The sequence below is a fragment of the Leptospira limi genome (assembly GCF_026151395.1).
Taxonomy (GTDB): domain Bacteria; phylum Spirochaetota; class Leptospiria; order Leptospirales; family Leptospiraceae; genus Leptospira_A; species Leptospira_A limi.
Genome location: NZ_JAMQPV010000002.1, coordinates 244,710 through 266,968, shown reverse-complemented (window position 1 = coordinate 266,968; position 22,259 = coordinate 244,710). Strand labels below are relative to the sequence as shown.

General features: G+C 35.4%; 18 protein-coding genes. 11 read left to right on the top strand and 7 right to left on the bottom strand.

Annotated elements, in window-relative coordinates:
- Positions 1-263: 263 nt before the first annotated feature.
- The 5 genes from ND812_RS14805 (at position 264) to ND812_RS14785 (ending at position 8,194) form a co-directional block, all read left to right on the top strand.
- On the top strand, positions 264-2,417 hold the full coding sequence (locus tag ND812_RS14805) for a PAS domain S-box protein (protein WP_265376153.1): 2,154 nt from the start codon (positions 264-266) through the stop codon (positions 2,415-2,417).
- 70 nt (positions 2,418-2,487) lie between these two features.
- Entirely contained in the window at positions 2,488-3,270 is a 783-nt protein-coding gene (locus tag ND812_RS14800; protein WP_265376152.1) for a lysophospholipid acyltransferase family protein, read from the top strand.
- Positions 3,271-3,471: 201 nt separating this feature from the next.
- Positions 3,472-4,734 carry a chloride channel protein gene (locus tag ND812_RS14795; protein ID WP_265376151.1) on the top strand — a complete coding sequence of 421 codons (1,263 nt, stop codon included), beginning with the start codon at positions 3,472-3,474 and terminating at the stop codon, positions 4,732-4,734.
- 90 nt (positions 4,735-4,824) lie between these two features.
- The gene (locus tag ND812_RS14790) at positions 4,825-5,964 is read left to right on the top strand and encodes a FecR family protein (protein WP_265376150.1); all 1,140 of its coding nucleotides are present in this window, start codon (positions 4,825-4,827) and stop codon (positions 5,962-5,964) included.
- A 157-nt stretch (positions 5,965-6,121) separates the two neighbouring features.
- Positions 6,122-8,194: a methyl-accepting chemotaxis protein gene (locus tag ND812_RS14785; RefSeq protein WP_265376149.1), complete on the top strand. Its 2,073-nt coding sequence runs from the start codon at positions 6,122-6,124 to the stop codon at positions 8,192-8,194.
- Between the two features lie 58 nt (positions 8,195-8,252).
- Here the strand turns inward: ND812_RS14785 and ND812_RS14780 are convergent, their stop codons facing one another.
- Positions 8,253-9,245 (bottom strand): HpcH/HpaI aldolase/citrate lyase family protein, encoded by a 993-nt coding sequence (locus tag ND812_RS14780; RefSeq protein WP_265376148.1) that lies wholly within the window; start codon positions 9,243-9,245, stop codon positions 8,253-8,255.
- Between the two features lie 260 nt (positions 9,246-9,505).
- Here ND812_RS14780 and ND812_RS14775 point away from each other — a divergent pair, with 260 nt between their 5' ends.
- Positions 9,506-9,967, top strand: coding sequence for a globin domain-containing protein (locus tag ND812_RS14775; protein ID WP_265376147.1), 462 nt, complete (start codon positions 9,506-9,508; stop codon positions 9,965-9,967).
- A gap of 105 nt (positions 9,968-10,072) precedes the next feature.
- Here the strand turns inward: ND812_RS14775 and ND812_RS14770 are convergent, their stop codons facing one another.
- Together ND812_RS14770 and ND812_RS14765 are read right to left on the bottom strand one after the other, a co-directional pair.
- Positions 10,073-11,005, bottom strand: coding sequence for an ornithine carbamoyltransferase (locus ND812_RS14770; RefSeq protein ID WP_265376146.1), 933 nt, complete (start codon positions 11,003-11,005; stop codon positions 10,073-10,075).
- A 79-nt stretch (positions 11,006-11,084) separates the two neighbouring features.
- The gene (locus ND812_RS14765; protein ID WP_265376145.1) at positions 11,085-11,432 is read right to left on the bottom strand and encodes an LEPBI_I2431 family sigma-54 regulated protein; all 348 of its coding nucleotides are present in this window, start codon (positions 11,430-11,432) and stop codon (positions 11,085-11,087) included.
- 290 nt (positions 11,433-11,722) lie between these two features.
- Between ND812_RS14765 and ND812_RS14760 the strand changes: the two genes are divergently transcribed.
- Positions 11,723-12,709 (top strand): cytochrome-c peroxidase, encoded by a 987-nt coding sequence (locus ND812_RS14760; protein ID WP_265376144.1) that lies wholly within the window; start codon positions 11,723-11,725, stop codon positions 12,707-12,709.
- Here the strand turns inward: ND812_RS14760 and ND812_RS14755 are convergent.
- Positions 12,706-13,353, bottom strand: a complete 648-nt coding sequence (locus ND812_RS14755) for a TetR/AcrR family transcriptional regulator (RefSeq protein WP_265376143.1) — start codon at positions 13,351-13,353, stop codon at positions 12,706-12,708. The two genes, ND812_RS14760 and ND812_RS14755, sit on opposite strands and share 4 nt — an antisense overlap.
- A gap of 464 nt (positions 13,354-13,817) precedes the next feature.
- Between ND812_RS14755 and pyrE the strand changes: the two genes are divergently transcribed.
- Together pyrE and ND812_RS14745 are read left to right on the top strand one after the other, a co-directional pair.
- A complete protein-coding gene (gene pyrE, locus ND812_RS14750) occupies positions 13,818-14,375 on the top strand; it encodes an orotate phosphoribosyltransferase (protein WP_265376142.1) in 558 nt (185 codons plus the stop codon).
- A 200-nt stretch (positions 14,376-14,575) separates the two neighbouring features.
- Positions 14,576-15,127: a hypothetical protein gene (locus ND812_RS14745; protein ID WP_265376141.1), complete on the top strand. Its 552-nt coding sequence runs from the start codon at positions 14,576-14,578 to the stop codon at positions 15,125-15,127.
- Between the two features lie 18 nt (positions 15,128-15,145).
- Here the strand turns inward: ND812_RS14745 and ND812_RS14740 are convergent, their stop codons facing one another.
- Genes ND812_RS14740 through ND812_RS14730 form a run of 3 tightly spaced genes read right to left on the bottom strand, consistent with a single transcriptional unit; the run spans position 15,146 to position 19,225 of the window.
- Positions 15,146-16,048: a hypothetical protein gene (locus tag ND812_RS14740; protein WP_322113698.1), complete on the bottom strand. Its 903-nt coding sequence runs from the start codon at positions 16,046-16,048 to the stop codon at positions 15,146-15,148.
- A 37-nt stretch (positions 16,049-16,085) separates the two neighbouring features.
- Positions 16,086-18,551: an ABC transporter permease gene (locus ND812_RS14735; protein ID WP_265376139.1), complete on the bottom strand. Its 2,466-nt coding sequence runs from the start codon at positions 18,549-18,551 to the stop codon at positions 16,086-16,088.
- The gene (locus ND812_RS14730) at positions 18,548-19,225 is read right to left on the bottom strand and encodes an ABC transporter ATP-binding protein (RefSeq protein ID WP_265376220.1); all 678 of its coding nucleotides are present in this window, start codon (positions 19,223-19,225) and stop codon (positions 18,548-18,550) included. The genes ND812_RS14735 and ND812_RS14730 overlap by 4 nt, the downstream gene beginning before the upstream one ends.
- Positions 19,226-19,630: 405 nt before the next feature.
- Here ND812_RS14730 and ND812_RS14725 point away from each other — a divergent pair, with 405 nt between their 5' ends.
- Both ND812_RS14725 and ND812_RS14720 read left to right on the top strand, forming a co-directional pair.
- Positions 19,631-21,373 carry a proton-conducting transporter transmembrane domain-containing protein gene (locus ND812_RS14725; protein WP_265376138.1) on the top strand — a complete coding sequence of 581 codons (1,743 nt, stop codon included), beginning with the start codon at positions 19,631-19,633 and terminating at the stop codon, positions 21,371-21,373.
- 4 nt (positions 21,374-21,377) lie between these two features.
- Complete coding sequence (locus ND812_RS14720; RefSeq protein WP_265376137.1) at positions 21,378-22,256, top strand: respiratory chain complex I subunit 1 family protein; 879 nt, start codon at positions 21,378-21,380, stop codon at positions 22,254-22,256.
- The last annotated feature ends 3 nt before the right edge of the window (positions 22,257-22,259 follow it).

The window sequence follows — 22,259 nt, the reverse complement described above, 5'->3', positions numbered from 1 at the left end:
TCTTCCATCCCCTCTTTAAAAATATGGCTATTTTATCCCAAGTGGAGTGATTGGCCTGTCTGGGTGTATTCAGGATTGGTAAGAATACGAATCGTACTTTTTGTCATAAAATCAGCGATAAAAATAAAAAATTCCTAGCATTTAAATCCATTCGTATATTAGAAAATTTCTAAATTATTGATTGAATTTAAAATTCAATCGACCATTATTTGGAGTTCTGTATTTTTTCTTCGATTTTGATCAAAAATACAAAAGGATGAATGATGACCCTCATAGCAGACAAATCCATCTTACTTGTAGAAGATGAAGCTATTTTAGCTCTCTATGAAAAGAACCAATTGGAGCAAGGTGGTTACAAGGTAACACATGTTCCTAGTGGTGAAAATGCAATTCAATTGGTGATCAAAGATGATAATCCTTTTGATTTGATTCTTATGGACATTGATTTGGGCAAAGGGTTGGATGGAACGGAAACTGCCACTCATATCCTCAATCATAGAGAAATCCCAATTGTTTTTTTATCTTCCCATACGGAAAGGGAAATCGTTAAAAAAACAGAGAGTATCACTTCCTATGGCTATGTAGTGAAAAATTCTGGATTCACTGTATTAGATGCATCTATCAAAATGGCATTCAAACTTTTTGAGGCCAATGAACTTACAAAAAGTAAAAAAGAACATTTAGAGACCGTGTTACACTCGATTGGTGACGGAGTGATCGCAACTGACAGGGATGGCAAGGTAATCAGGATCAATCCAGTTGCTGAAAAATTGACAGGTTGGAGTCATGAAGATGGATTTGGACGTGAGATCAATGAAGTCTTTAATATCATCAATGTCAAAACACGCCAAAAAGTTGAAAATCCAGTTGAGATTGTACTAAAAACAAATTCAGTTGTCGCTTTAGCAAACCATACGGTATTAATTGCTAAAAATGGAACAGAATTCCAAATTTCTGACTCAGGTTCTCCTATCAAAGATCTAAATGGTGATACAAAAGGTGTTGTTTTAGTTTTTCGAGACATCACTGCTGAATATAATGTGCAAAGTCAAATCGCCAAACAAGCAAATATGTTGGATAATGTATTGGATGCGGTGATAGGAACTGATTTTACGCAAAAAATCAATTATTGGAATAAGGCCGCTGAAAAAATTTTCCTTTGGAAAGCGGAAGAAGTTTATGGGAAAAATATTTTAGAGATACTAAAAACTAAGTATGATACTTTCTCACACCAACAAGTGATCGAAAAAGTCAATTTAGAAGGAAGTTTCATTGGAGAAGTAGTCCAGGAAGCAAAAGATGGAAGTGCCAGAAATATAGAAATTAATTTAGTACTATTGAACGATGAATCGGATCTTCCGATAGGTTATATATTTGTTGCAAGGGATATTTCTGATCGTTTAAAAGCACTCAAACAAATCCTCGAATCAGAAGCAAAATTAACTCAGATCATTGATTCAGCGATGGATGCTATCATCAGTATCGATAATTCAAAAAAAATTGTTTTGTTCAATGGAGCAGCAGAAAAAATGTTCGGTTATGAATCGAAAGAGATCATGGGAAAACCTTTAGACCAACTCATTCCAGAAAATTTTCGAAAACAACATGATAAACATATTGATCAGTTTGGTAAAACTGGTGTTAGCAGAAGGGCGATGGGAGCATTGGGTCAAATTAGTGGACTTCGATTCAATGGCGAAGAATTTCCAATTGAAGCTTCTATTTCCCAGATATCTGTAAATGGCGAAGCATTATATACTGTAATTTTAAGAGACGTTAGTGTAAGGACTATATCCGAATCCAGAATCCAGAGATTGTTACACGAAAAAGAAAACATCCTAAAGGAAATACATCATCGTGTAAAAAATAATATGAGTTCTTTGTTTACCTTACTTACCTTACAAGCAAAGTCACAAGATAATTCGGTCCAAACAATTCTTTATGAAGCTGCTGGTAGAATCAAAAGTATGATTGTATTGTATGATAAACTCTATCATTCAGAAACAGACAATAGTGTCTCCATTCAGGATTATTTTCCTTCTATCTGTACGGAAATTGTTTCAATTTTTCCTAAGAATGTGGAAGTGAAACTTGATATACTACAAGATACGATCGAGTTAAATGCAAAATTACTATCTTCTGTTGGAATCATTTTAAATGAACTGATTACAAATTCAATGAAACATGCTTTTGCAGAAACTTCAATGCCTGAAATTCAACTCAGAATTTTTAAATCACAGAATCTATTGTTTTTGGAATACTCTGATAATGGCGCAGGTATCCCTGAATCTATTTCATTTCAGAACACTCCTGGTTTTGGTTTACAATTGATTGGAATGCTTGTAGAACAAATTGAAGGAAAAATTCACATTGAAAGGAACAATTTTCCTAAGTTTGTATTAGAGCTTAAAATTTAAATTCTTACTTTTTTGGAAAATCATTTAGAATATTAGTTTACCTTCTATAGGATTCTACTTCTATTCATTCATGGGCAAACTTCAATTTTTTGTCGTCTTATGTTATGCAATTCCTGTTTTAGTAATCCTATTTCCAATTGGTCTGACTTTTTCTTATCTATTTAAGATAACAAAACTGGATCGATGGTCTAACCGAATTAACAATTTTTTAGGATATTTTTGGTATCGTTCTTTTTTCATCTTAACTGGTCGAAAACTTGATTTTTCACAAGGAAATTGGAATCCAAATGGGAACAATCGTTTTCTCATTTGTAACCATACGAATGCATTAGAAGTACCGTTAATTGTTTCGTTACCTTATCTCACCAAATCGAAAGATGTTCGTCTCTCATACTTAGGTGGTGATATCATTCAAAGGTATAAAATCATTCCACTCATGATGCATAAAACAATCGTGGAAGCTGTTATTTATTCCGAGAGAAAACCAAATTTTCGAAATTTTAAAACTGATGTTCTACGTGTTTTAAAAACTAGATCCATTTTTTTATATCCAGAAGGGGAACGAACGTTCACGGAGGATATCCAACCATTCCAAACTGGTGTGATGAAAATTGCTTATAAATTCAATATTGACTTAGATGTGTTTGTCGTCAGTGGTTTTATGGGGTATTCCAATTTGCAAGAATACCAACACCTAACAAAATCAAAAACGATATACTTCCATTTTTGTGGTTCGATATTAGCAAAAGATTATCCAACCTTTGAAGAATATCTTGCTAAGGCCGAAACCTTGATGAAAGAAAAAAAACAAATTTTGGAAACAAAGGAAAAAAAATTTATCCTCCAAAATTAAAATGTCTGGTTTCCTAAGAGATCGGGAAACCTAACATTGTTGGGCCATTTCCTGCTCAAATGATAAGTTTTTGCTTAATCCTTATTTTTACATGTGATGAAAAATGATAGCATCTGCATTTTTTCACTTTTTTGGAATGCCCAGATCAAAAATTCTAGTCTCAGAATTTTCTCTACAATTACAAGTGGGTGACTTTTGGTGATGAGTAACATTCGTTTCGCACGAATCAAAGAATATTTTCCTTTTATGGTTCGTTGGTCACTCATCATCCTTGCGATTGCTGGAATTGTGGGAAGTATCTCTGCTTTCTTTTTACATGCTTTAGAATTTGTCTCCGAGGTAAGAGAAAACAACATTCAACTTTTATACTTTTTACCATTGGCCGGTTTTATCATTGGTTGGATTTACCATCATTTCGGTTCAAACATTAATAAAGGAAACAATCTACTCTTAGAGGAAATCCATTCGCCAAGTTCAGTGATCCCCATTCGGATGACTCCATTTGTTTTATTTGGGACTCTCATCACGCATTTATTCGGTGGATCAGCGGGTAGGGAAGGGACCGCAGTCCAAATGGGAGGATCCATTGCCCACCAATTGGTTCGGATCATCCCTATGACTCGGAAGGAACAAGAGAGCCTAATCATTTTAGGTATGAGTGCTGGTTTTTCTGCTGTATTTGGTACACCGGTCGCCGCTGCCATTTTTTCCATTGAAGTGATTTTGGTTGGTTCCTATCGTTGGAAACTTTTTTTCCCTTCCCTCATCACTGCGTGGTTATCACACCAAGTTTGTTTGGCTTGGAAAGTAACTCATTCCCTCTTTCCGAATGTTTCCTTTGATTGGAATTTTACATCCTTAGTAAGTATCTTTTTGCTTGCGATTGTTTCTGGTTTTGTGGCCAAGAGTTTCATTCATCTCCTCCATTTATTTTCTTCCTTTGGAAAAAGATGGATTTTCTACCCTCCGATTCGGCCTATCTTTGGGGGTATCCTCTTAGTTGGATTTTTTGTGTTTGGCTTGAGTTTGGATTATTTTGGGCTCGGTGTAAAAACCATTCAAAACGCATTTGTGGAATCATTACCAAAGGACTCCTTTCTTTGGAAACTCCTCTTAACTACCATTACCATTGGCTTTGGATTTAAAGGAGGTGAAGTAACTCCCCTTTTTTTCATAGGCGCTACACTTGGAAATTTATTTGCTTCACTTGATCCGATCCATCTCGCATTATTTGCGAGTGTTGGATTTATCTCTGTTTTTTCAGGAGCAACCAATACACCTTTGGCATGTGCCATTATGGGGATGGAATTATTTGGTTATGAATGTGGGATTCTCTATTTGGTCGTAACGCAGATTGCCTTCATCTTCTCAGGCCACGCTAGCATCTATTCCTCTCAAATCATCGCCAAACGGAAATTATTTCAATCCGAAAAGGATGTTGGAAAGCGAATTTCGGATTTGTAAATTCACTTTTTTTTAAAAATGTTTTACCTTTTTTGAGAATGTGCCTACTTTGATATGTTAAATCTCACAGAGCCACATTCGGAAACACATATGAAAAAATTAGTTATACTTTTCCTTCTCACTCTTACTTTCTCCCAATGCGAGAAATTTTCTTTTGGGCAAAAAGATTCAAAAGATGAAACTGCTGGTGCAGTTGTTACCTTTTTACAAGGCCAAGTGGTCCTGATGAAGGAAGGTAAGGAAACGTTTGCAAACCTAGGTGATGTGGTAAAACCTGGTGATCGGATTTTATCAAAACTAGGGAAAGTGGACTTACAAACCTACCGTGGTGAAGTCATTCGGATCAAAGAAAATTCCGATGTATTATTTCGAGATTTAGCAGGTGATAAACAACCGAATACCGAGCTCTTTATCTTGGCAGGAAACCTCTTAGTCAAATCTGTTAAATTAAAAGCGAATCAAAATTTATCCATCTCATCTCCAACCATGGTGGCGGGTGTTAGAGGAACTATCTTTTCCTTTGAATTGGAAAAAGGTTCCGTTCCAAAAGTAAAAGTATACGAAGGGGCAGTTGCTGTTGCCTTTAAGACAGGTCCAAAACTAGTGGAACTGAATGATGGTCTTTCCAAAGAAAACTATGACCAATTGGTGAAAACCTTAGAAGAAAATGAAATTGTCCTTGAATCAGGTGAAACCATGGAAGTGAATCCTTCCCTAAATGAAATGGTTTATATCATCAACGCAAAAATGGCAGCCTCTTCCATCACAAAAGATGAGTTAGCTGGATTGACAGATTTATATAAAGGGATTTCAAAAGTTGAAAGTCCAGTGACTCCAAAAGAAAAAGCGGAAGCAGAGACCCTTGTTGCGATTGATAATTCACTTGTGCAAAAACAAGTGGAAAACAAAGCAGAAAACCAAGCCGTTACCCAAGAAATTGTGGAAAACATTGAAAAAGAACATGAGAGCAAACGTAACGAAGCGTTGACTAACATCACGACAGAAGCAGAGAAAATGGGCCTTCAAAACGAAGAAGACATCCAAAATCATTACAGTGTCTTAGAAACGATCCATAAATCAAATGGTGAAGTTTTATCGGGTGCAGTGGTGGCTCAGTTAGGTGATATTTTTATCGTGCATTCCACCAAAGGAGTTTTCCAACTAAAAGTGGATGATATTGAATACGTAGAATATAAAAATTTCAAAGTGCTAACAAAAACCAAAAAATAATCCCACAATCAAAGTCACGATTCCTCTGAAAAGAGGGTCGTGCATTATGTATCTTGCCTCTTTCAATCGGAAAACGCTGTTTATTTAGGCAGGAAATTTCCAAATCAATTACGCGAAACAATTTACAAAAATTTCCAAACACATAAGATCGATCCCTATGAGTATACGCCAGAGGGTTTCTCTTTTCATTGCTGGAATTTTATTTGTGGGATTTACGATCCTGACGTCGTTTCAGATCTACAGAACAATCACTGACCTTCGCTTAGAAATCCAAGAAAATGCAAAAATCACATCCGAAAAATGGTCCTTTCAAATCCAAGAACACTTGAATGCGATGATGGGAGTCATTCGTGGTTATCGATTTGCATTGTTTTATGCTTCACCTCCTAGGGAATCAATGGTGAGTAGCCTTCGTGAAATTTTAGAAAGGAATGATAATATTTTTGGAATTTGGCTTTGTTACGAACCAAATGCCTATGAAGGACGGGATGCGGCCTTTGTTTCGAAACCTGGCCATGATAAAACGGGAAGATTCATTCCCTATCTCCATCACACTCCCGATGGAAAAATTAATTTTGAACCTCTGGTTGATTATGATAATCCAAATGGTGCAGGTGATTTTTATCTTCAGGTAAAAAAGACCAATAAAGCCAAAGTTTTTGGTCCCTATGAATACCTTGCAGGAGGGAAAAAAATCCAAATGATTTCTTTGGTTGTGCCTATTTATCCAAAGGGAAAATTTTTAGGTGCAGCAGGAATTGATTTAGATATTGGAACTCTTCAGGAAAAAATTGGGGACAACCGGCCTTTTCGTGGTCAGGGATATATCTCTTTTATTTCGGATAACGGAACTTATGTGATGTATGGACAAGACAAAGAGAAACTTGGGAAAAAAATTCAAAATCCAGAACATCTCAAAATTTATTTAGAAAAATTGAAATTAGGAGAAATGTTTACCATCCAACATGATGGATACACAGATTATTTTACTCCATTTCATATTGGAAAAGATCCACAATTTTGGGCATTACAGGTGAGTATTCCTGATTCAATTCTCACAGAACAAGTGACAAAAGTGATCATTAGTTCTGTGACAATCTCATTACTCATTCTTTTTGTTGTATTGTTTTTCTTAAATTTTGTGTTTAAAAATTTGATCAGTAACCGCTTAAACAAAGCAATTCAATTTTCCTCACAAATTGCAAGTGGTAATCTATCAACATCTGCTGACGAAATCAATACTGATGAAATAGGTAGTTTGTTAGATTCGATGAATCAGATGAGAAATAGTTTGGTCTCTATCATTGGAGATATTAAACAAACAGTCGAAAAATTGGGTAACCAATCAAAACAAATGGCATCAACTTCACAAAACTTATCAGATATATCTCAAACACAGGCAAGTGCTGCGGAAGAATCTTCTGCTGCAGTAGAAGAATTGTCTGCTTCGGCTGATAATGTTGGCAAATCAATGGAAGAAGCTGTTCTTAAGACGAAAGAAATTGATAAGTCCGTTTTAACACTTAGGGAAGAAGTACAAAACATCAACAAAGAGATGGAATACTTAGCTAAGTTTGCATCGGAATCACGAGAACACGCTCTGGTTGGTGAAACTGCAATGAACGATTCTACAAAAGCTATGGAAGACATTGGTGAAAAAGCGGAACGAATCAGTGAAGTATTGGATATCATTACTGAAATCTCAGAAAAAACTAATTTATTAGCACTCAATGCTGCAATCGAAGCAGCAAGGGCAGGGGATGCAGGACGCGGATTTGCTGTGGTAGCAGAAGAAATTGGAAAACTTGCGTTACAAACAGGTACATCCGTGAAAGAAATTGGAGATTTAGTGATTTCTACAAATTCAGCTGTGGAAAATGGAAACCAAAAAGTAACGGAAGCCGCTCAAGTATTAAATTTATTGAATAACAGAGTAAAAGAATTTGAAACATCCGCAAAGCGAGTGTTAAATTCAGTTCTTTTGCAGGAAAATAATGCAAAAGACATTGCACAAAATTCAAATTTACTGACAAACTTAAATTTACAAATTGAAGAAGCAGTGTTTGAACAAAAAAGGGCAACTGAAGAAATTTCCAAAACGATTATTAGTATATCCAATGGTACTCAAGATGTTGCCTCAGGTTCCGACCAACTAACCATTGTTTCTGCTGAAATTGCCTCGCAAGCCTCTTACCTTTCCACTCAGGTAGAGAAATTCAAATTGAAGTAAAAAAAAAGCCCACTTTAAGTGGGCCTTTTTGGAAAAATCTCTATTTAGATTTAAAAATCTATTTTGAGAAAAATCTTTTTTCTACTTCATCTGGAAGTTTTTGTCCTGTGAGTTTTGCTCTTTGGACTAATTCCCAGAAATAACGGTAAGTTGCTCGGTCATGAAGATCTCCATCATGTTGGATTGGTCCCCAATCAGCATCTTGTGCTTTGATAAGAATATCACAAGCAGTTTGAGTTTCAGCAAAGTTAGGTGCCATCGCATCTAAAATTGATTGGATTTGTGCTGGATAAATGGACCACATACGTAAGAAACCAAATTCATCATGAGCACGTTTTGCATCTTGGTACGTTTGGTAAGTGTTTTTTAAATCCAACGTGACATTGTGTGCAGGGATTACACCATTCATAAGAGCGGCAGCGACCATAGATGATTTCGCACGTCTTAACAATTCATGATCAAACTGACCTGGTGACTTCATACATGAAGCAGGAATTGCACCATGGTGACCAGAGATAAAATCCATAAGTCCGAAATCCAAAACTTGTAACCATGGAAGGCTTGCGATTTCAAATACATCGTTCAATGCACCGTGAGTTTCGATTAATACGTGAATTGGAATTTCTCTTTTGATTCCAGCTTTTTTGCAAGCATCTTGGATGTAAGTGATTTGTTCTTTCACTTGGCTTGCTTTTGTTGGTTTTGGAATTGTGATATAAGCGATTACGTTTCCTGCACCTGGAACGATGATATCAATATCACCTCTCCAATGTTCGTTGGTATAGTCATGAATACGAACACCACTCATTTTGTGTTTGTTGAGTTCAGAGTTTTGAATGCGAACAATCATTTCTGCGTGTTCTTTTTCTTTCCCTGTTTGAGCACCGTCTTCACAGTCCATCGTGATGTCGAAAAGTCCGCCAAGTTTGTTTTGTAACTCGAGAGCTTTTGTGATGAGTTTTTCAGATCCAGCGAAGTGTTCACAAGCAGGGATGATAGGGAAAGGTTTTTCTCCTGCAAAGAGAGCTGATTGCGGGTGAGTCAGTGCCATTTAGTATACCTTTTTCGGATTTTTTTACCAAGTTTTGTGAATTTTGCCTGTCGTCCAGGATTTAATGGCAAAATCCGAACTGCTCTAAGTCCCATGAAACCATTATAGTAAAGTTACATGGGAGGTAATTCTCGCACCGTTCAGAACTTTCTGGGCGAACCCTTTGTGCCAAAGGGCCGGGCCAGTCCGGGCTCCGCCTCGCGGCTCCGGTCGAAAATCGACTTCCCCTTCCTGTCCCTTTCGCAAATCTGGAAATTGATTTGGATCCAAACGATATTTACACTCCTCCTGGCGGACCACCACCGACCAATCCCAATGTAAAACATCTCTTCGAAAAATGGGGAGAGACAAACATCCGCCAGTTAGTTTCCGATTTTTATGATCTGATCCGTACCTCAGAGATTCGTTGGATGTTCAAAGGAGATTGGGATTTGGCAAAAGAGAAACAAGCAGACTTTTTGATTCAGGTGTTAGGTGGTCCGAGTTATTATTTAGAAAAATGGGGTCCTGCAAGGATGAGGATGCGCCATTTTGTTTTTCCCATCTCAGAAAAAGAAAGGACAACCTGGTTCCAATGTTATGATGAGGCCTTACAAAAATTTGATTTTGATCACGATGACAAAATCGACTTTCTTTATTTTCTCGATGGTTTTAGTGGTTGGATGGTGAATCGAAAAGAGCCACCATGGGAAAAGTATTCAGAATCAGGAACCAAAGAGTAGGTGTAGAATCCAAATTCTCACATTCTCTAAAAATTGAAACTCAATGTAATTACAAAAATTCAGTAGATTTATATCACAAATAAGAGTGCTTTTTTGACTAACCGATTAGTTATGATTTTCTAAAAGTTTTAAAATGACAGCTTTTTGTGCATCGAGTCTATTTTCGGCTTGAGTGAAAATAATTGATCGATCACTTTCTACCATTTCTCTAGTGATTTCATAACCTGCGTGGATCGGCATGTCGTGCATCACTTTGGCTTTCGTGTGTTTCATAAGTGCTGTGTTCACTTGGTAAGGCATCATCATTTGGATCCGTTCTTCTTTTTCTTTTTGAAACTTTGGATCGTTAAAGAATTCCATATCCACCCATGTATCCGTGTATACATAATCAGCATGAGATACTGCTTTTTTTACATCCATTTCCCATGAAACAGTGCCTTTTTTTTCTGCTCTTTCCATTGCATTTGTAACAATGGATTCTTTTGAAGCAATTGGTGTAACAAGGATTAAATGAATGCCAAGCGCAGCCGTAATCTCTACAAGTGAATTGGCTACATTATTATGAACTCCAATGTAACATAAGGTTTTCTTTTTCCAGTCATTGGGAGAGTCCATTACAATTGTTAGGATATCTGCTAAGGATTGACAAGGATGAAACAAATTACAACAGCCATTGATAACAGGGACAGTAGACCCCGATTTTAACACTAACAAATCTTCATGTTTTTTTAAACGTGCCATAATGATGGCAACATTACTTGAGAGATATCTTCCTTCAAAATCGATATCAGACAGTAAAAAATTGGATGCCATCCAATCTAAGAAAATTGCATGCCCACCAAGTTCAGTCATACCAGCTTCGAAAGATACTCTGGTTCTCGTGGATGTTTTTTGGAACAACATTGCGAGAGAACGTCCAGACATATGCCCTGAAAAGTACACCCGATTTTTCTTTACATACACTGCAAAGTCGAGTAACTCTTGGATTTCTCCATCGGACCAATCTTGCCAGGATATCAAATGTTTCACTTGGGACATAGCTTCCTTACAAGTATCGGATTGTATAGTTCCTAAATCGAGAGGAAAGTCTTCCGATTGGAACGAAGAAATCGTTTTTTTATGCTGCTGATTCCGCCATTGATCTTGCGATGATAAAATTGGGTAAAATTAACTCCTCGGCAAATTTGATCCCAAATTGGATACCATCGTCAGTTTCTTTCATCCAAGCGATTTTTCCTCTGAATGTTATTCGAGACCGTGTTAAATCACTTTCAATGACCCCGGTTACCTGATCTTTTTCATTTAATCCAATTTCGTGTTGGATCCAACTACTGACTCCAAGCTCAGAGATATTACCTATTTTCGTGACTAGAAATTCTGGTTTTTCATTGATTGAAAATAATTTTAAGACTAGGTCATCCCATTCGATCGATGGTATTCTTTCTGTTCTTCTCGTATTTAACATATCAAGCCCCCTAACGATTGTACAGACACTATTTTGCAAAAATCGTGCCAAGAGGCTCTGGTTTGAATTCAGTGAAGTTTCCATCGATAAGGCACGACTATGCCATTCATTTGCCTTTGAATGCCGTTTCCATTAGCATCCTTTCTGAATGATAAGAGGTAAAATGCCTCTATTTTACGAAGTTTTTAGCGCGGAAGCTCGGGTTTCACTCGTACTTTTGATTTTATGGAGGATAAATCTCACTTGCCCAGATAATTGATTTCTCGGTATATAGCCGATAGAGGAAAGACATGCTTAAACAAATACTTACACCTTTTCTAATGACAGCTCTACTCTTTTCTTTGGTCTTTTGTGGTCCTTCAGAAGAAACAAAAGAAATCCAAGGAAAAGCGAAACAAATCATTGGTGCTTTACCAGAAAAAATGCCAGGATCTGAAAATGATTCTGAAAAACTCATTTCACTCGGTAAAAAACTTTATTTTGAGAAAAAACTTTCGATGAATGAATCTCAGTCCTGTAACTCCTGTCACAATATTGAAGGAAAATCCGCAGGTGTAGACAATCTTCCCACATCTCCTGGTGCATTCGGCAAAAATGGGGATCGGAATTCACCAACAGTGTTAAATGCTGGATTTCACTTTGTCCAATTTTGGGACGGAAGAGCTGCGGATCTAAAAGCACAAGCCAAAGGTCCTATTTTGAATCCAGTTGAAATGGCAATGCCATCCGAAAAAGAAGTACTCAAACGAATAAATGAAGATGCTGAATATCCAAAATTATTTGCGGAAGCTTTCCCTAATGATAAAGCTCCTGTAACCTATGATAATCTTGCTGGAGCAATTGCTGCATTTGAAAGAACGCTTGTGACTCCTTCCAGATTTGATGACTTTGTGAAGGGAGATTTTAAGGCAATGAGCAAAGCGGAACAAGAAGGGTTTAAGAGTTTTCTTGCTGCTGGTTGTACATCTTGCCACTCTGGAAATTTACTTGGCGGGAATTCTTACAGAAAAGTCGGTTTAGTAAATGAATACAAAACTGAAGATTTGGGTCGTTTTAATGTTACCAAAAAACCTGAAGATAAATTTGTTTTTAAGGTTCCCAGTTTGAGAAACATCACGCTCACAGGGCCTTATTTCCATGATGGAAAAATCGCAACGATTGAAGAAGCTGTTCAAAAAATGGCTTACCACCAATTAGGAATTAATCTTTCTGAAGAAGAAACAAAAAAGATTGTATTGTTTTTAGGAACTTTGGCAGATAAAAATCGAGCAAATTAGTCGTTTTTCTGAAGATGGTCCCTGATCCCCGAAAGTAATTCGAGGGATCTTAGGGTCCATTTTTCTAATGCCCGGTAACGCAGTGCCATGGGGATTGGTTTTAAATAGTTTTTGAAATCCTTTGAACCAAGAGTTTTAAGTACAGTCACCATTTGGCAGGCAATCACGCGTAAAGTTGGGTCGAATTCGGCATGACCAAATTCCAATTGTAACGCATCGGTGATCCGCTTTTCATAATTTTCCCATAACTGAAGATACCTTTGCTCCAAAGCAGGGTCATCCATCCAAGTGTGAAATCCAGGTAATGATTCAATGAGTTGGTCAGGGTCGATTGACTGTATGAGTGACCAAATAAATTCTTGGTATGCATCAAAAACTGACTGATTTTCCTTTCGGGATAAAATGCTAAGGATGAGCTGGTCACAAAATTGGACTTCATCTCGAAAGGCTAATTCTTCCTTCGCTCCAAAGTAATTAAAGATTGTTTTTACCGAGACATCGGCTTCATCTGCTATTTCAGGCAGGGTGACCTGAGAGAATCCCTTTTTTTGGAATAATTGTTTTGCAACGGAAAGAATCATTTCTTCGGTATTTTGCTTTTTACGGATTCGCAGTGGCAATCGGTTCAATGTCATCTTGTCCATAGTTACTCGCTGGTTCAGTTTGGTCTTAAAAAACCTTCTTTTCTGCGGGAATCAGAGAAAAATGTTATAATATCAGTTCCAGAATCTAATTGCTGGATCAAAATTCCAATATTTGAAAACGAAGAATAGAAAATTCGGATTTATTATTACCTTAAACATAAATTTACTACGAGCGAATTATTACTGTCATGTTATTTTTACATTCAATGTAATATTTCACATTAATTCATTTAATTCGAAAAAACGATCTTAGATTCCATGTAAAGTGAAAAAGATTTCTGATTTAAAGACGTAAAGTTATTGATAACCAATAATGAGCGTTTTTGGGTTTGGGGACTTATGGAAACTGAAAACTGGAAACTGATTACGTCATTTCAGCGTATCTACGATCCAAAGGCAAGTTTTCGATTGGTTGGACCTTTAAAATTTGGTATTCAACCAGATACATAGAAAATAATTAGAATATGTCCCATACATATCGTGATCAATTATTTTCATGGATGAAGAACCACGTGTATCGTTTTTCCGAAACACCTTTTCGCTTAGCGAGTGGATTGGAATCTCAACATTATTTTAATTGTAAAGAAGTAACTCTCCATCCAGAGCGATTAGCAATTATCGCAGACTGTTTCATCGAAGAAATTATTCCAAAATTAAATGTAGAATTCCAAGCAATTGGGGGCCTTACACTAGGTGCCGACCCCATAGCCTATGCTATTTCTTTAGCTTATGGAAAGAGGGGTAAAACGATTTTTCCTCTCGTTGTAAGAAAGGAGTCAAAAGGTCATGGAACCGGACAACAAATCGAAGGGTTCTGGAAAGAAGTGAAATCTTGTTTGGTTGTTGATGATGTGATCACCACTGGAGGATCCACTTTAAAAGCTGTTAAAGTATTGAGGGATGCTGGAATTACCGTGACAAATGGAATTTGTATCCTCGATCGAGAGGAAGGTGGAAGGGAAAATTTAGAGAAAGAACATGTTTCCATGTCTTCCATTTTTAAGAAGAGTGAGTTTTTCTAATGAGTGAAAAAAAAACATATCTATATGATGTAACTTATTTTCGAAAAAAACTACTGACCCGCACTTGGACCATCGTGGTACTTTTTCTCATATTTGTTGTTTATAATAGTCTTCAAATTCCAGTCGAGGGACGAACACAGTTTTTCACTTTATTTGTACCACTTCTTGGTCTTTTCTTTTGGTTTCTTCGAAGGAATTATTTGAAACAAATTGAAATTCTATCTAGTGGAAAAGTTGAGATAGAAGGCGGATTACTGAAGCAATTTGATTCAAATGGAAATTGTGCATCAGTTCGTATTAAAGATTTAGAGAAAATTATTTTAGATAAGTTTCGTGGTTATGATCGTGTTGTTTTAGAAACGAAGGAAAAAATCCACCCCATTGTTAATATTAAAAATCGAGAGGAATTCATTTCTCTCCTAGAAAATATCTCAGGAATTAAAAGAGAAGAAGATTTAACAGAAGATAGTTTGTGGAATCGAAAAACCCCTATTTATTTTATTCCAAGTATAGTTATTCTCGTGATGCTTTATATTCCTCAAGTAAAAGTTAATTTTCCGATTTTGAATCCAGAGTTTCTTGGGTTGTTCTTAAATGTAAATTTGATTATATACTTATTGTATGCTCCAGAAAAGGAAAATCATATCGATAGTAAGTTTTCTTTAAAACGAAGGTTGATTTTTATAAGTTTGGTTGTCTTCTTTTTTCAGGTATACACTCAGCTTGATAAAGTAGGTTGGTTTAAGAGTTAATTGGTGATCCACTTATAATCATTGTTTTGGACTTACTCCTTGGCGAATCATGTTTAATTTAGCTTGGGCATAACGCCTGAGCTCAACCATTTCGTTGGCATATCGTTTCAATAGATTGTCTTGTTCCATTCTACTTTCCATTAATTGGATTGTATCTCTGACATATTTGATGTCTTTCTCTTCCTTTAGTTTTCCACTTTGAATTAATTTTTTTACAATATCAAATTCATACTTTCTGAAATGGACTCTAAGTAAAAATTCGGTGGAAAAGTTTTCTTTTGCTTTGACCCAATTTGAATCAATTTTCTCTTTTGGGGCTTGGTCCTTTAATTGGTCAATAGCCCTTTTGGTTGGATCATTCTCTCTAAAGTTTGCATTATTTGCTAATTCCTCTGCAACCAATACTTCGTCTTTATATATTTCTTGAAGTTTGTTTCGTCTCCACTGGTCAGTATATTCGTAACTCTGAGCAGTCAACATCCGTTGGAATTCTTCCAACATCACTGATAGGTTGATCGAGCGACCTAAAGGAGTGTTATTAAATTCTTTTATTTTTGGAAACAGTTCTCTAGTGATCTGAAACGCAGATTTCCTTTTGTAATTACTGGCTTCATAAAGTTTTTCTAGCGACTCTTCCGCATGTTTTTTTAGTTCATTCAAAATGAATGGTTCTGCAAATACGTAAGCATCTTCACCATATACAAACAAATTAGGGTCTGGTGATACAATAGATACTATGAATATATAGTGGCTATCTCTTAGGGAAGTTAAAAGTTTTCTGATATCTTCTTCGGTGCGAGCAAGTTGGGATGACCAAACTCTTAAATGTGTATCGGAAGTAGGAATTTTTTCACGAGATTCTAAGTTCTCCTTTCGAATCATGTCTGCAAGATCCAAACAAACCTTAATACTTCCCGCCATGTCTTAAAATTATGTAAGGTATATTTTTGGTAAAGAATTATTCGTAATTCAACTCATTTGAAATCCTCATTCTGTATACAAAATAAAAAGGAATAATTGTAATTAGGGTTGCATATAAAAGTATTAAGATCGGTAGATTTGCTACAAAGTGCACTGGGAATGTAAATATCAAATTCCATCCGAATGCATTTTGATTGATGCCAAATATCACAATTGGTGAGAGGATTAGGCTATTGAATATTCCAGAAGTAATGCCCGCTGTTAATAGAAAAATAGTTTGGTAAAATAATAATAAAAATATCTGTAAGAAATTCATTCCGATCGCCTTTAAACCGGCTAGAATTCTGGATTTTTCTTTTACATAATAAAAAATTGATGTAGCTAAAGATAAAAGAGAAATTAAAATCGCTGTCAGTTTTAATGAATCTAGTACGGAAAAAACTCGATTCATTCCCATTAGATACAAATCTTCCAGTTTTTTCTGGTCTAAGTAGATGAGTTCGTTTTTGATCGCAAGTTCTTCGATTGTTTTTACAGCTTCATCTTTTTTCGATAAATTGGAAATTGTTATTCGGATAGAATTCAATTCTTGGATTGGAAATAACGATTTGTATAAGGAATAATCCATAATAATCGTTCCTCTTTCGGAGAAAAAATTTTCTTTTTCGTTTTGAACTCTAAGATTTACGTCACCTTTATAAGGAGTGCTGATTTTTAATAAATCACCTTTGCAGATTTTCTCAAGATAACATAAGTTTTTTGAAACAAAAATTTCATCCTTATTTTCATTCTCTCGAAATTTTAAAACATGTAGTGTGAAGTAATTACCATTAACTATGAATTTTGAATTAATAAAAAATGGTTCAACATCGCTAAATAAATTAGCGTTTTTAAGTTTGTCTAAAAGGTTGATTGGAACTCCAGGCTCACCTGAATTCAATTTTTTTTCATTTATTAGTGAAAAATCAGATTGGTTCTCTTCATGAATCCATCGTTTTAGCGAACTTTCATAACTTAAAGTTAAACTGGATAAAGTGAAAACTAAAGATGTTGCTAACATGACTGTAGAAATAGTTAAACCATTTTTCCATGATTCCATTTCAATTTCTTTAATTGCCAAAATGAAACTAGGAGATAAATTGAACTTATCTGAAAATTTAGAAATCCCTTTCACTATGATCGGGATGGATACGTAATTAATCAAAATAAAGCCAAGTATCACAAAGGATACACCGATTAGGCCTGGTAGAATTTGTTTTTGGATCTTTAAGCACCCAATGATGATTCCTGTAAATATGAAAAGAAATGATATGATCCACTTAACTTGAAAATTATTGTTTGGATTTCTTGTTGGTTCATTTCTATCTTTTAGCATTTCGATAGGAAATATGTTATAAGCCTTTATTGCATTGAATAAAGCACTTAAGATTGAGCCAGCGATGGATAGAAATATTCCGTAGAATAAAATCATAATTGGGAATTCTCTGTATGATTCTATTTGGGTAGAGTCGGTTATGGTATTCGATGTTTGGAAAAAATTAAAATTTGCTAAAGTGATCCCTAAAAAGGTTCCTATGATTCCGCCAACCAACCCTAAAAGTAATGCGAGAGTCATAAATAAGAGAAAATTGTTGAGACGGGTTCCGCCTATTGAAAGTAAAATTCCGAACTCAATTTTTCGAGATAAAAAGATTCCTGTATATATGTTCGAAACCATAAAAAAAGAAATAAGGACAGAAACAAGGGAAATGATTGTTAAATTTATTTTCAATGAACCAAGTGCGACCCCGGCTCTTTCTTTAATTTCATTGATTGATTCATACTTCCAATTTTGATTTCTAGGTAATTGAGATAAATTGACATTCGAAAATACGTTTTTTAAACTGTTATCGTTTATAATGTTAATAGCAGAATATGTATTTTTTAATCCGCATATTGATTGTAATCGTTCAATATCTGTTACAAAAAATAATCCATCACCTTCGATTGGTAAGATTTCATCTAGATTGATCGTTAGGATTTGATTACAAAGATGAATGGAAATTCGTGCGTTAGTAATTTTTGTTTTTTGCAGTAAAGATTTACTTATGAAATACTTTTGAAATATTTTTTGTTTATTTTGGTTGTTAGAGTGGGGACTAAATGTAATTAGATCCCGACCAATGATCGGTAGGCTGAGCGATTGATTGTCCTCGAGTATCGTATATCCTTTTATGAATAACTCTGGTTCGAGATGGAATGCTTCTGGCAAAATCGCATCCATGGAATAAAATGTATTCGTATCAACTTCATCTTGTGTTGAATTCGGCACATATCTCCCAATTAAATTTTGAGAATTGAAACCTATTGTTTGGTCAACTAAACTTTTTTCAGCTTTCCATCCATTGATTTGAGTACTGACAAATAATGCTATACCAAGTATGATGCTCACTAAATTGAAAAATACTTTGCTAAGATTGTTCTTTAAATAGCCGAAAATGAAGTATAAATATAAGTGAATCATTTTTTGATTAAATGTCCATCTAACATGCGATAGTTCGAGTTTCCGGTTTTTCCAATCCCTTCATTGTGCGTAACGATGAAAACTGTTATACCTAGATCAGATACACATTTTTGGAATAATTCTATTACCTGTTCGGAGGATTTTGAATCTAGGTTTCCAGTAGGTTCATCGCCAAAAATGATTTTCGGTTCATGAACAATAGATCTGGCAATCGATACTCTTTGTTTTTCGCCTCCTGACATTTCTTTTGGTGTAAAATTCCACCGATGGCTTAATCCAACTATGTCCAGAATTTCTTTAGATTTTTGCTCAGCGTATTTTTTAGGCTTTCCTGCTAAAAGGAGTGGAATCGAGACATTTTCCATAGCGTTGAGATATGGAAATAAATGAAAGAACTGAAAAACGATTCCGATTTGGTCCCTCCTATATCTCGTTAGTTTACCTTCCGTTGCATCGACCATTTCTTGTCCAAAAATTTGAACACTTCCTTCATCAGCAGTTTCGATGGCTGAAAGGATATTCAATAATGTAGATTTTCCACTCCCAGAAGGTCCCATAAGTGTAACGAATTGTTTAGCAGGTATTTGTAGGTGGATGTTCTGCAACACAGGAATCGTAAGAGAACCTTGTTTGTAGCTTTTCTTAAGATTTTTTACATCAACTGCATAATTCATTTTTGATTTACCAAGTTCATCGATTAATCTAGAACCACTTCCCATATATAGGACAGATGAAAACTCCATTTGGATCGGAAACGGTGCGGGGCAAATTAGATTTTAGATCCAATTTCAGGGATTCAAAGCATAGAAGTTTCTTTTTTATTATAATTCTAAAATCGCCTCTAGAATTCTAAGTTTTTTTTTCACTCAGTGAAAAAATTAAAAAATTCGTTTGTGGAGAGGGAGACGGTGTGACCTCTATTGGCTAAGAGGAATTTATACTCAATTTTTGGCGATCCTATATATTTTTACTCCAAGAGAACTTGGAAAACGATACTTTCACTCGTCTCAATTTAGTTTAGAATAACTCTTAAAAAATAAAATGATTCTCTATCCAAGATTTAAAGATTTGGTCAACCTATGTTAGAAGATAAACGTATATCGATTTTGAGATCTTTGGTTGTAGGGATTGCTGCCTTATCACCACTTCTTATTTTGATCATCAGTAACGAAGATATTTTATCTGTCGATTTCCCTATATTAGTTGGTCTTTTTATACAAGCATACATTGGTTTTTCTTCGTTTATGCTTGTTCAATCTTATGAACCCAAGGAGAAAAATAAGGTAACAATTGGTTATGCAGTTTTTTGGTCTGCTTTGGGTATTTGTTATATATCTGGTAAATCATTAATGATGCCAATAGCCCTTGAAATTACCTCATTTTCAACCATTCTGATTTATTCAGGTACTGAATACGGGAAAAAACAAATCGAGAGTTTAGGATCATTGCTTTTGGCTTCAGGCATATCCGCCTTATTTTTATCCGCATGGGTGATGTTACCCGATGGTGATATTACTGGTATTATCTTATTGTTAATCGGTCTTTTGATAAAATCTGGATTTTCTGGTTTTCATATTTGGTTGCCTAAGGTAAATGAAGGAGGGCCATCTCATGCACTTGGATCTTTTGCAGGTGTCTTGGAAATATTTCCTTTATTACTCTTTTATCGTTATGTTCTACCGAATCAACTGGACCCTATCATCTACCAAGTATTGTTTCCGTTAGCTGCCTTGGGTATATTTTTCGGAGGAATCACAAGTTTTTTTCACAAAGATCCTAAAATATCTCTAGCGTATAGTTCGATCGAATCCCTTAATTTTTTATGGTTATGTTTGATCATAACTGGGATGTTTCAGTTTTCTGGTGATATCGAATTAATGAACTTAAGTAATTCATTTAGGATTCTGTTTTTTCTGAGTTTATTTCATCATTCTTTCTCGAAAACCTTTCAACTTTTTTCAATTGGAATGGTTTCAAGACTTATCAACTCAAACAATAGTGATGAATTGAAGGGTATTGGTAGATTACTAGGTATATCTCCATTATTATTAGGAGCTGGAACTTTTAGTTATGCTGTATTACCAGGGACCTTAGGTTTTGTTTCGGAAGCTACATACTTTTATTTAAACGTAAGAATATTGGATCTACCGATCGGCCGTTCGGTTTTTTTATTACCTTCGATGATATTTATCTTCTTTGGTATCGTCCTAGGAGGATTTACACATATTAAATTATATTTGACTATGTTTTTGTCTATTCCTCGAAACAACATTAACTTACTTCCGTTTGGAAATTTGCAAAAACGTTGGTTATATATTTCTCTATCAAGCCTCGCATTGATGATTTATCTATTTCCATTAGGATTGCCATTTTTTATTGAGTTACCAATGTTGAAACCATTTGCTGATCTACATTTGATCAATTGGTTCTGGAATATATCCTTTGTATCTCTGGTTACAATTCTGTTCGTCTTCATTTTTTATTTTTATGATTATTGGAATCGAGTGAAAATCGCAAACTTTAAACGAAAAACATGGGATTGTGGTGGGGGTTATACGGGGCACGAACTATCTGTTCCTTCGACTGTATTTTCGAAACCTCTAAAAAATTCTTTGGGAAGATATTTTGTGAACAAAATGGGGGAGTCAATAGTTGATAATTTGATCATTAACTCTCTAACATTTATATTCAATTTTGGTACAAAATTAGTTTCTTCAACAAATGAATCAAAAGAAGAAGATATAAGTACATATTTAGCAATTTCTTCTATGTTTTTGATTTTCATTTTTTCATTACTGATATTTGGGGATTTTAAAGGATAACATCATGGAGACTTGCATTCATTTTGTTTACTTAGTCGTTTTGTTTATATGCCTTCCTTTTTTGTTAACAGGTATTTTCCGAAAAGTAAGAGCGTATGCACAAGGTAGGCGAGGACCAAGTGTCATTCAATTTTATTTGGAGATTTGTAAATCGTTTTTGAAACTACCTGTTGTAAACAATAACTTTTCTTCGATTTCAAAGTTGGCTCCGAGAATTGTCATTTATTCATCATTGATGATTTGGAGCATTGTTCTTTTTGAATGGGCTCCTTTTATCTTAATACCATTTTTTTTGGCCTTATATCGATTCGCTTATATTGGCTTTGCAATGGAAGGTGCTACTTCCTTTGGTGGTATGGCTTCGGGTAGAGAGATTTTATTGTCAGTGATGGTAGAGCCTACTTTTATCCTCATGATTCTCGCTGCGCAATCCCAGATCGAAATTTCAGAAACTCCTCAAGGAATATTAATTGGATTACTATTTTTAACATTAAGCTTTATTGCGATTCTTGCAGAATTGGCAAAACCACCATTTGATGATCCTCGAACTCACTTAGAGTTAACAATGGTTCATGAGGCAATGATTTTGGAAGCGTCTGGAAGACAGTTGGCATTTTTTGAATTAGCAAGTTCTATTAAACTTTGCGCATTACTAGTTTTTTTGGTCAAGTTAGCCTTAGAACATTCGAAACTATTTAAATCTAATTATTTGAATGGAATCAATCAGGAATTCCTGATTTTACCTGCAGTAGTTCTTTTGGCGATTTTGATAGGCTTCTGGGAAGCAAATAGTGTTCGAAGGAAATGGACCTGGATACCTGAATTTATGGGATTAACCTTTATTGCGATTTTGATCTTGGGGACACTTGTTAAACTTTCATAGGAT

Excerpts from the sequence above, each read along its gene's own strand:
- ND812_RS14805 (WP_265376153.1), top strand. The coding sequence starts at position 264 with ATGACCCTCATAGCAGACAAATCCATCTTACTTGTAGAAGATGAAGCT.
- ND812_RS14800 (WP_265376152.1), top strand. The coding sequence starts at position 2,488 with ATGGGCAAACTTCAATTTTTTGTCGTCTTATGTTATGCAATTCCTGTT.
- ND812_RS14795 (WP_265376151.1), top strand. The coding sequence starts at position 3,472 with ATGAGTAACATTCGTTTCGCACGAATCAAAGAATATTTTCCTTTTATG.
- ND812_RS14790 (WP_265376150.1), top strand. The coding sequence starts at position 4,825 with ATGAAAAAATTAGTTATACTTTTCCTTCTCACTCTTACTTTCTCCCAA.
- ND812_RS14785 (WP_265376149.1), top strand. The coding sequence starts at position 6,122 with ATGAGTATACGCCAGAGGGTTTCTCTTTTCATTGCTGGAATTTTATTT.
- ND812_RS14780 (WP_265376148.1), bottom strand. The coding sequence starts at position 9,245 with ATGGCACTGACTCACCCGCAATCAGCTCTCTTTGCAGGAGAAAAACCT.
- ND812_RS14770 (WP_265376146.1), bottom strand. The coding sequence starts at position 11,005 with ATGTCCCAAGTGAAACATTTGATATCCTGGCAAGATTGGTCCGATGGA.
- ND812_RS14765 (WP_265376145.1), bottom strand. The coding sequence starts at position 11,432 with ATGTTAAATACGAGAAGAACAGAAAGAATACCATCGATCGAATGGGAT.
- ND812_RS14760 (WP_265376144.1), top strand. The coding sequence starts at position 11,723 with ATGCTTAAACAAATACTTACACCTTTTCTAATGACAGCTCTACTCTTT.
- ND812_RS14755 (WP_265376143.1), bottom strand. The coding sequence starts at position 13,353 with ATGGACAAGATGACATTGAACCGATTGCCACTGCGAATCCGTAAAAAG.
- pyrE (WP_265376142.1), top strand. The coding sequence starts at position 13,818 with ATGTCCCATACATATCGTGATCAATTATTTTCATGGATGAAGAACCAC.
- ND812_RS14740 (WP_322113698.1), bottom strand. The coding sequence starts at position 16,048 with ATGGCGGGAAGTATTAAGGTTTGTTTGGATCTTGCAGACATGATTCGA.
- ND812_RS14735 (WP_265376139.1), bottom strand. The coding sequence starts at position 18,551 with ATGATTCACTTATATTTATACTTCATTTTCGGCTATTTAAAGAACAAT.
- ND812_RS14730 (WP_265376220.1), bottom strand. The coding sequence starts at position 19,225 with ATGAATTATGCAGTTGATGTAAAAAATCTTAAGAAAAGCTACAAACAA.
- ND812_RS14725 (WP_265376138.1), top strand. The coding sequence starts at position 19,631 with ATGTTAGAAGATAAACGTATATCGATTTTGAGATCTTTGGTTGTAGGG.
- ND812_RS14720 (WP_265376137.1), top strand. The coding sequence starts at position 21,378 with ATGGAGACTTGCATTCATTTTGTTTACTTAGTCGTTTTGTTTATATGC.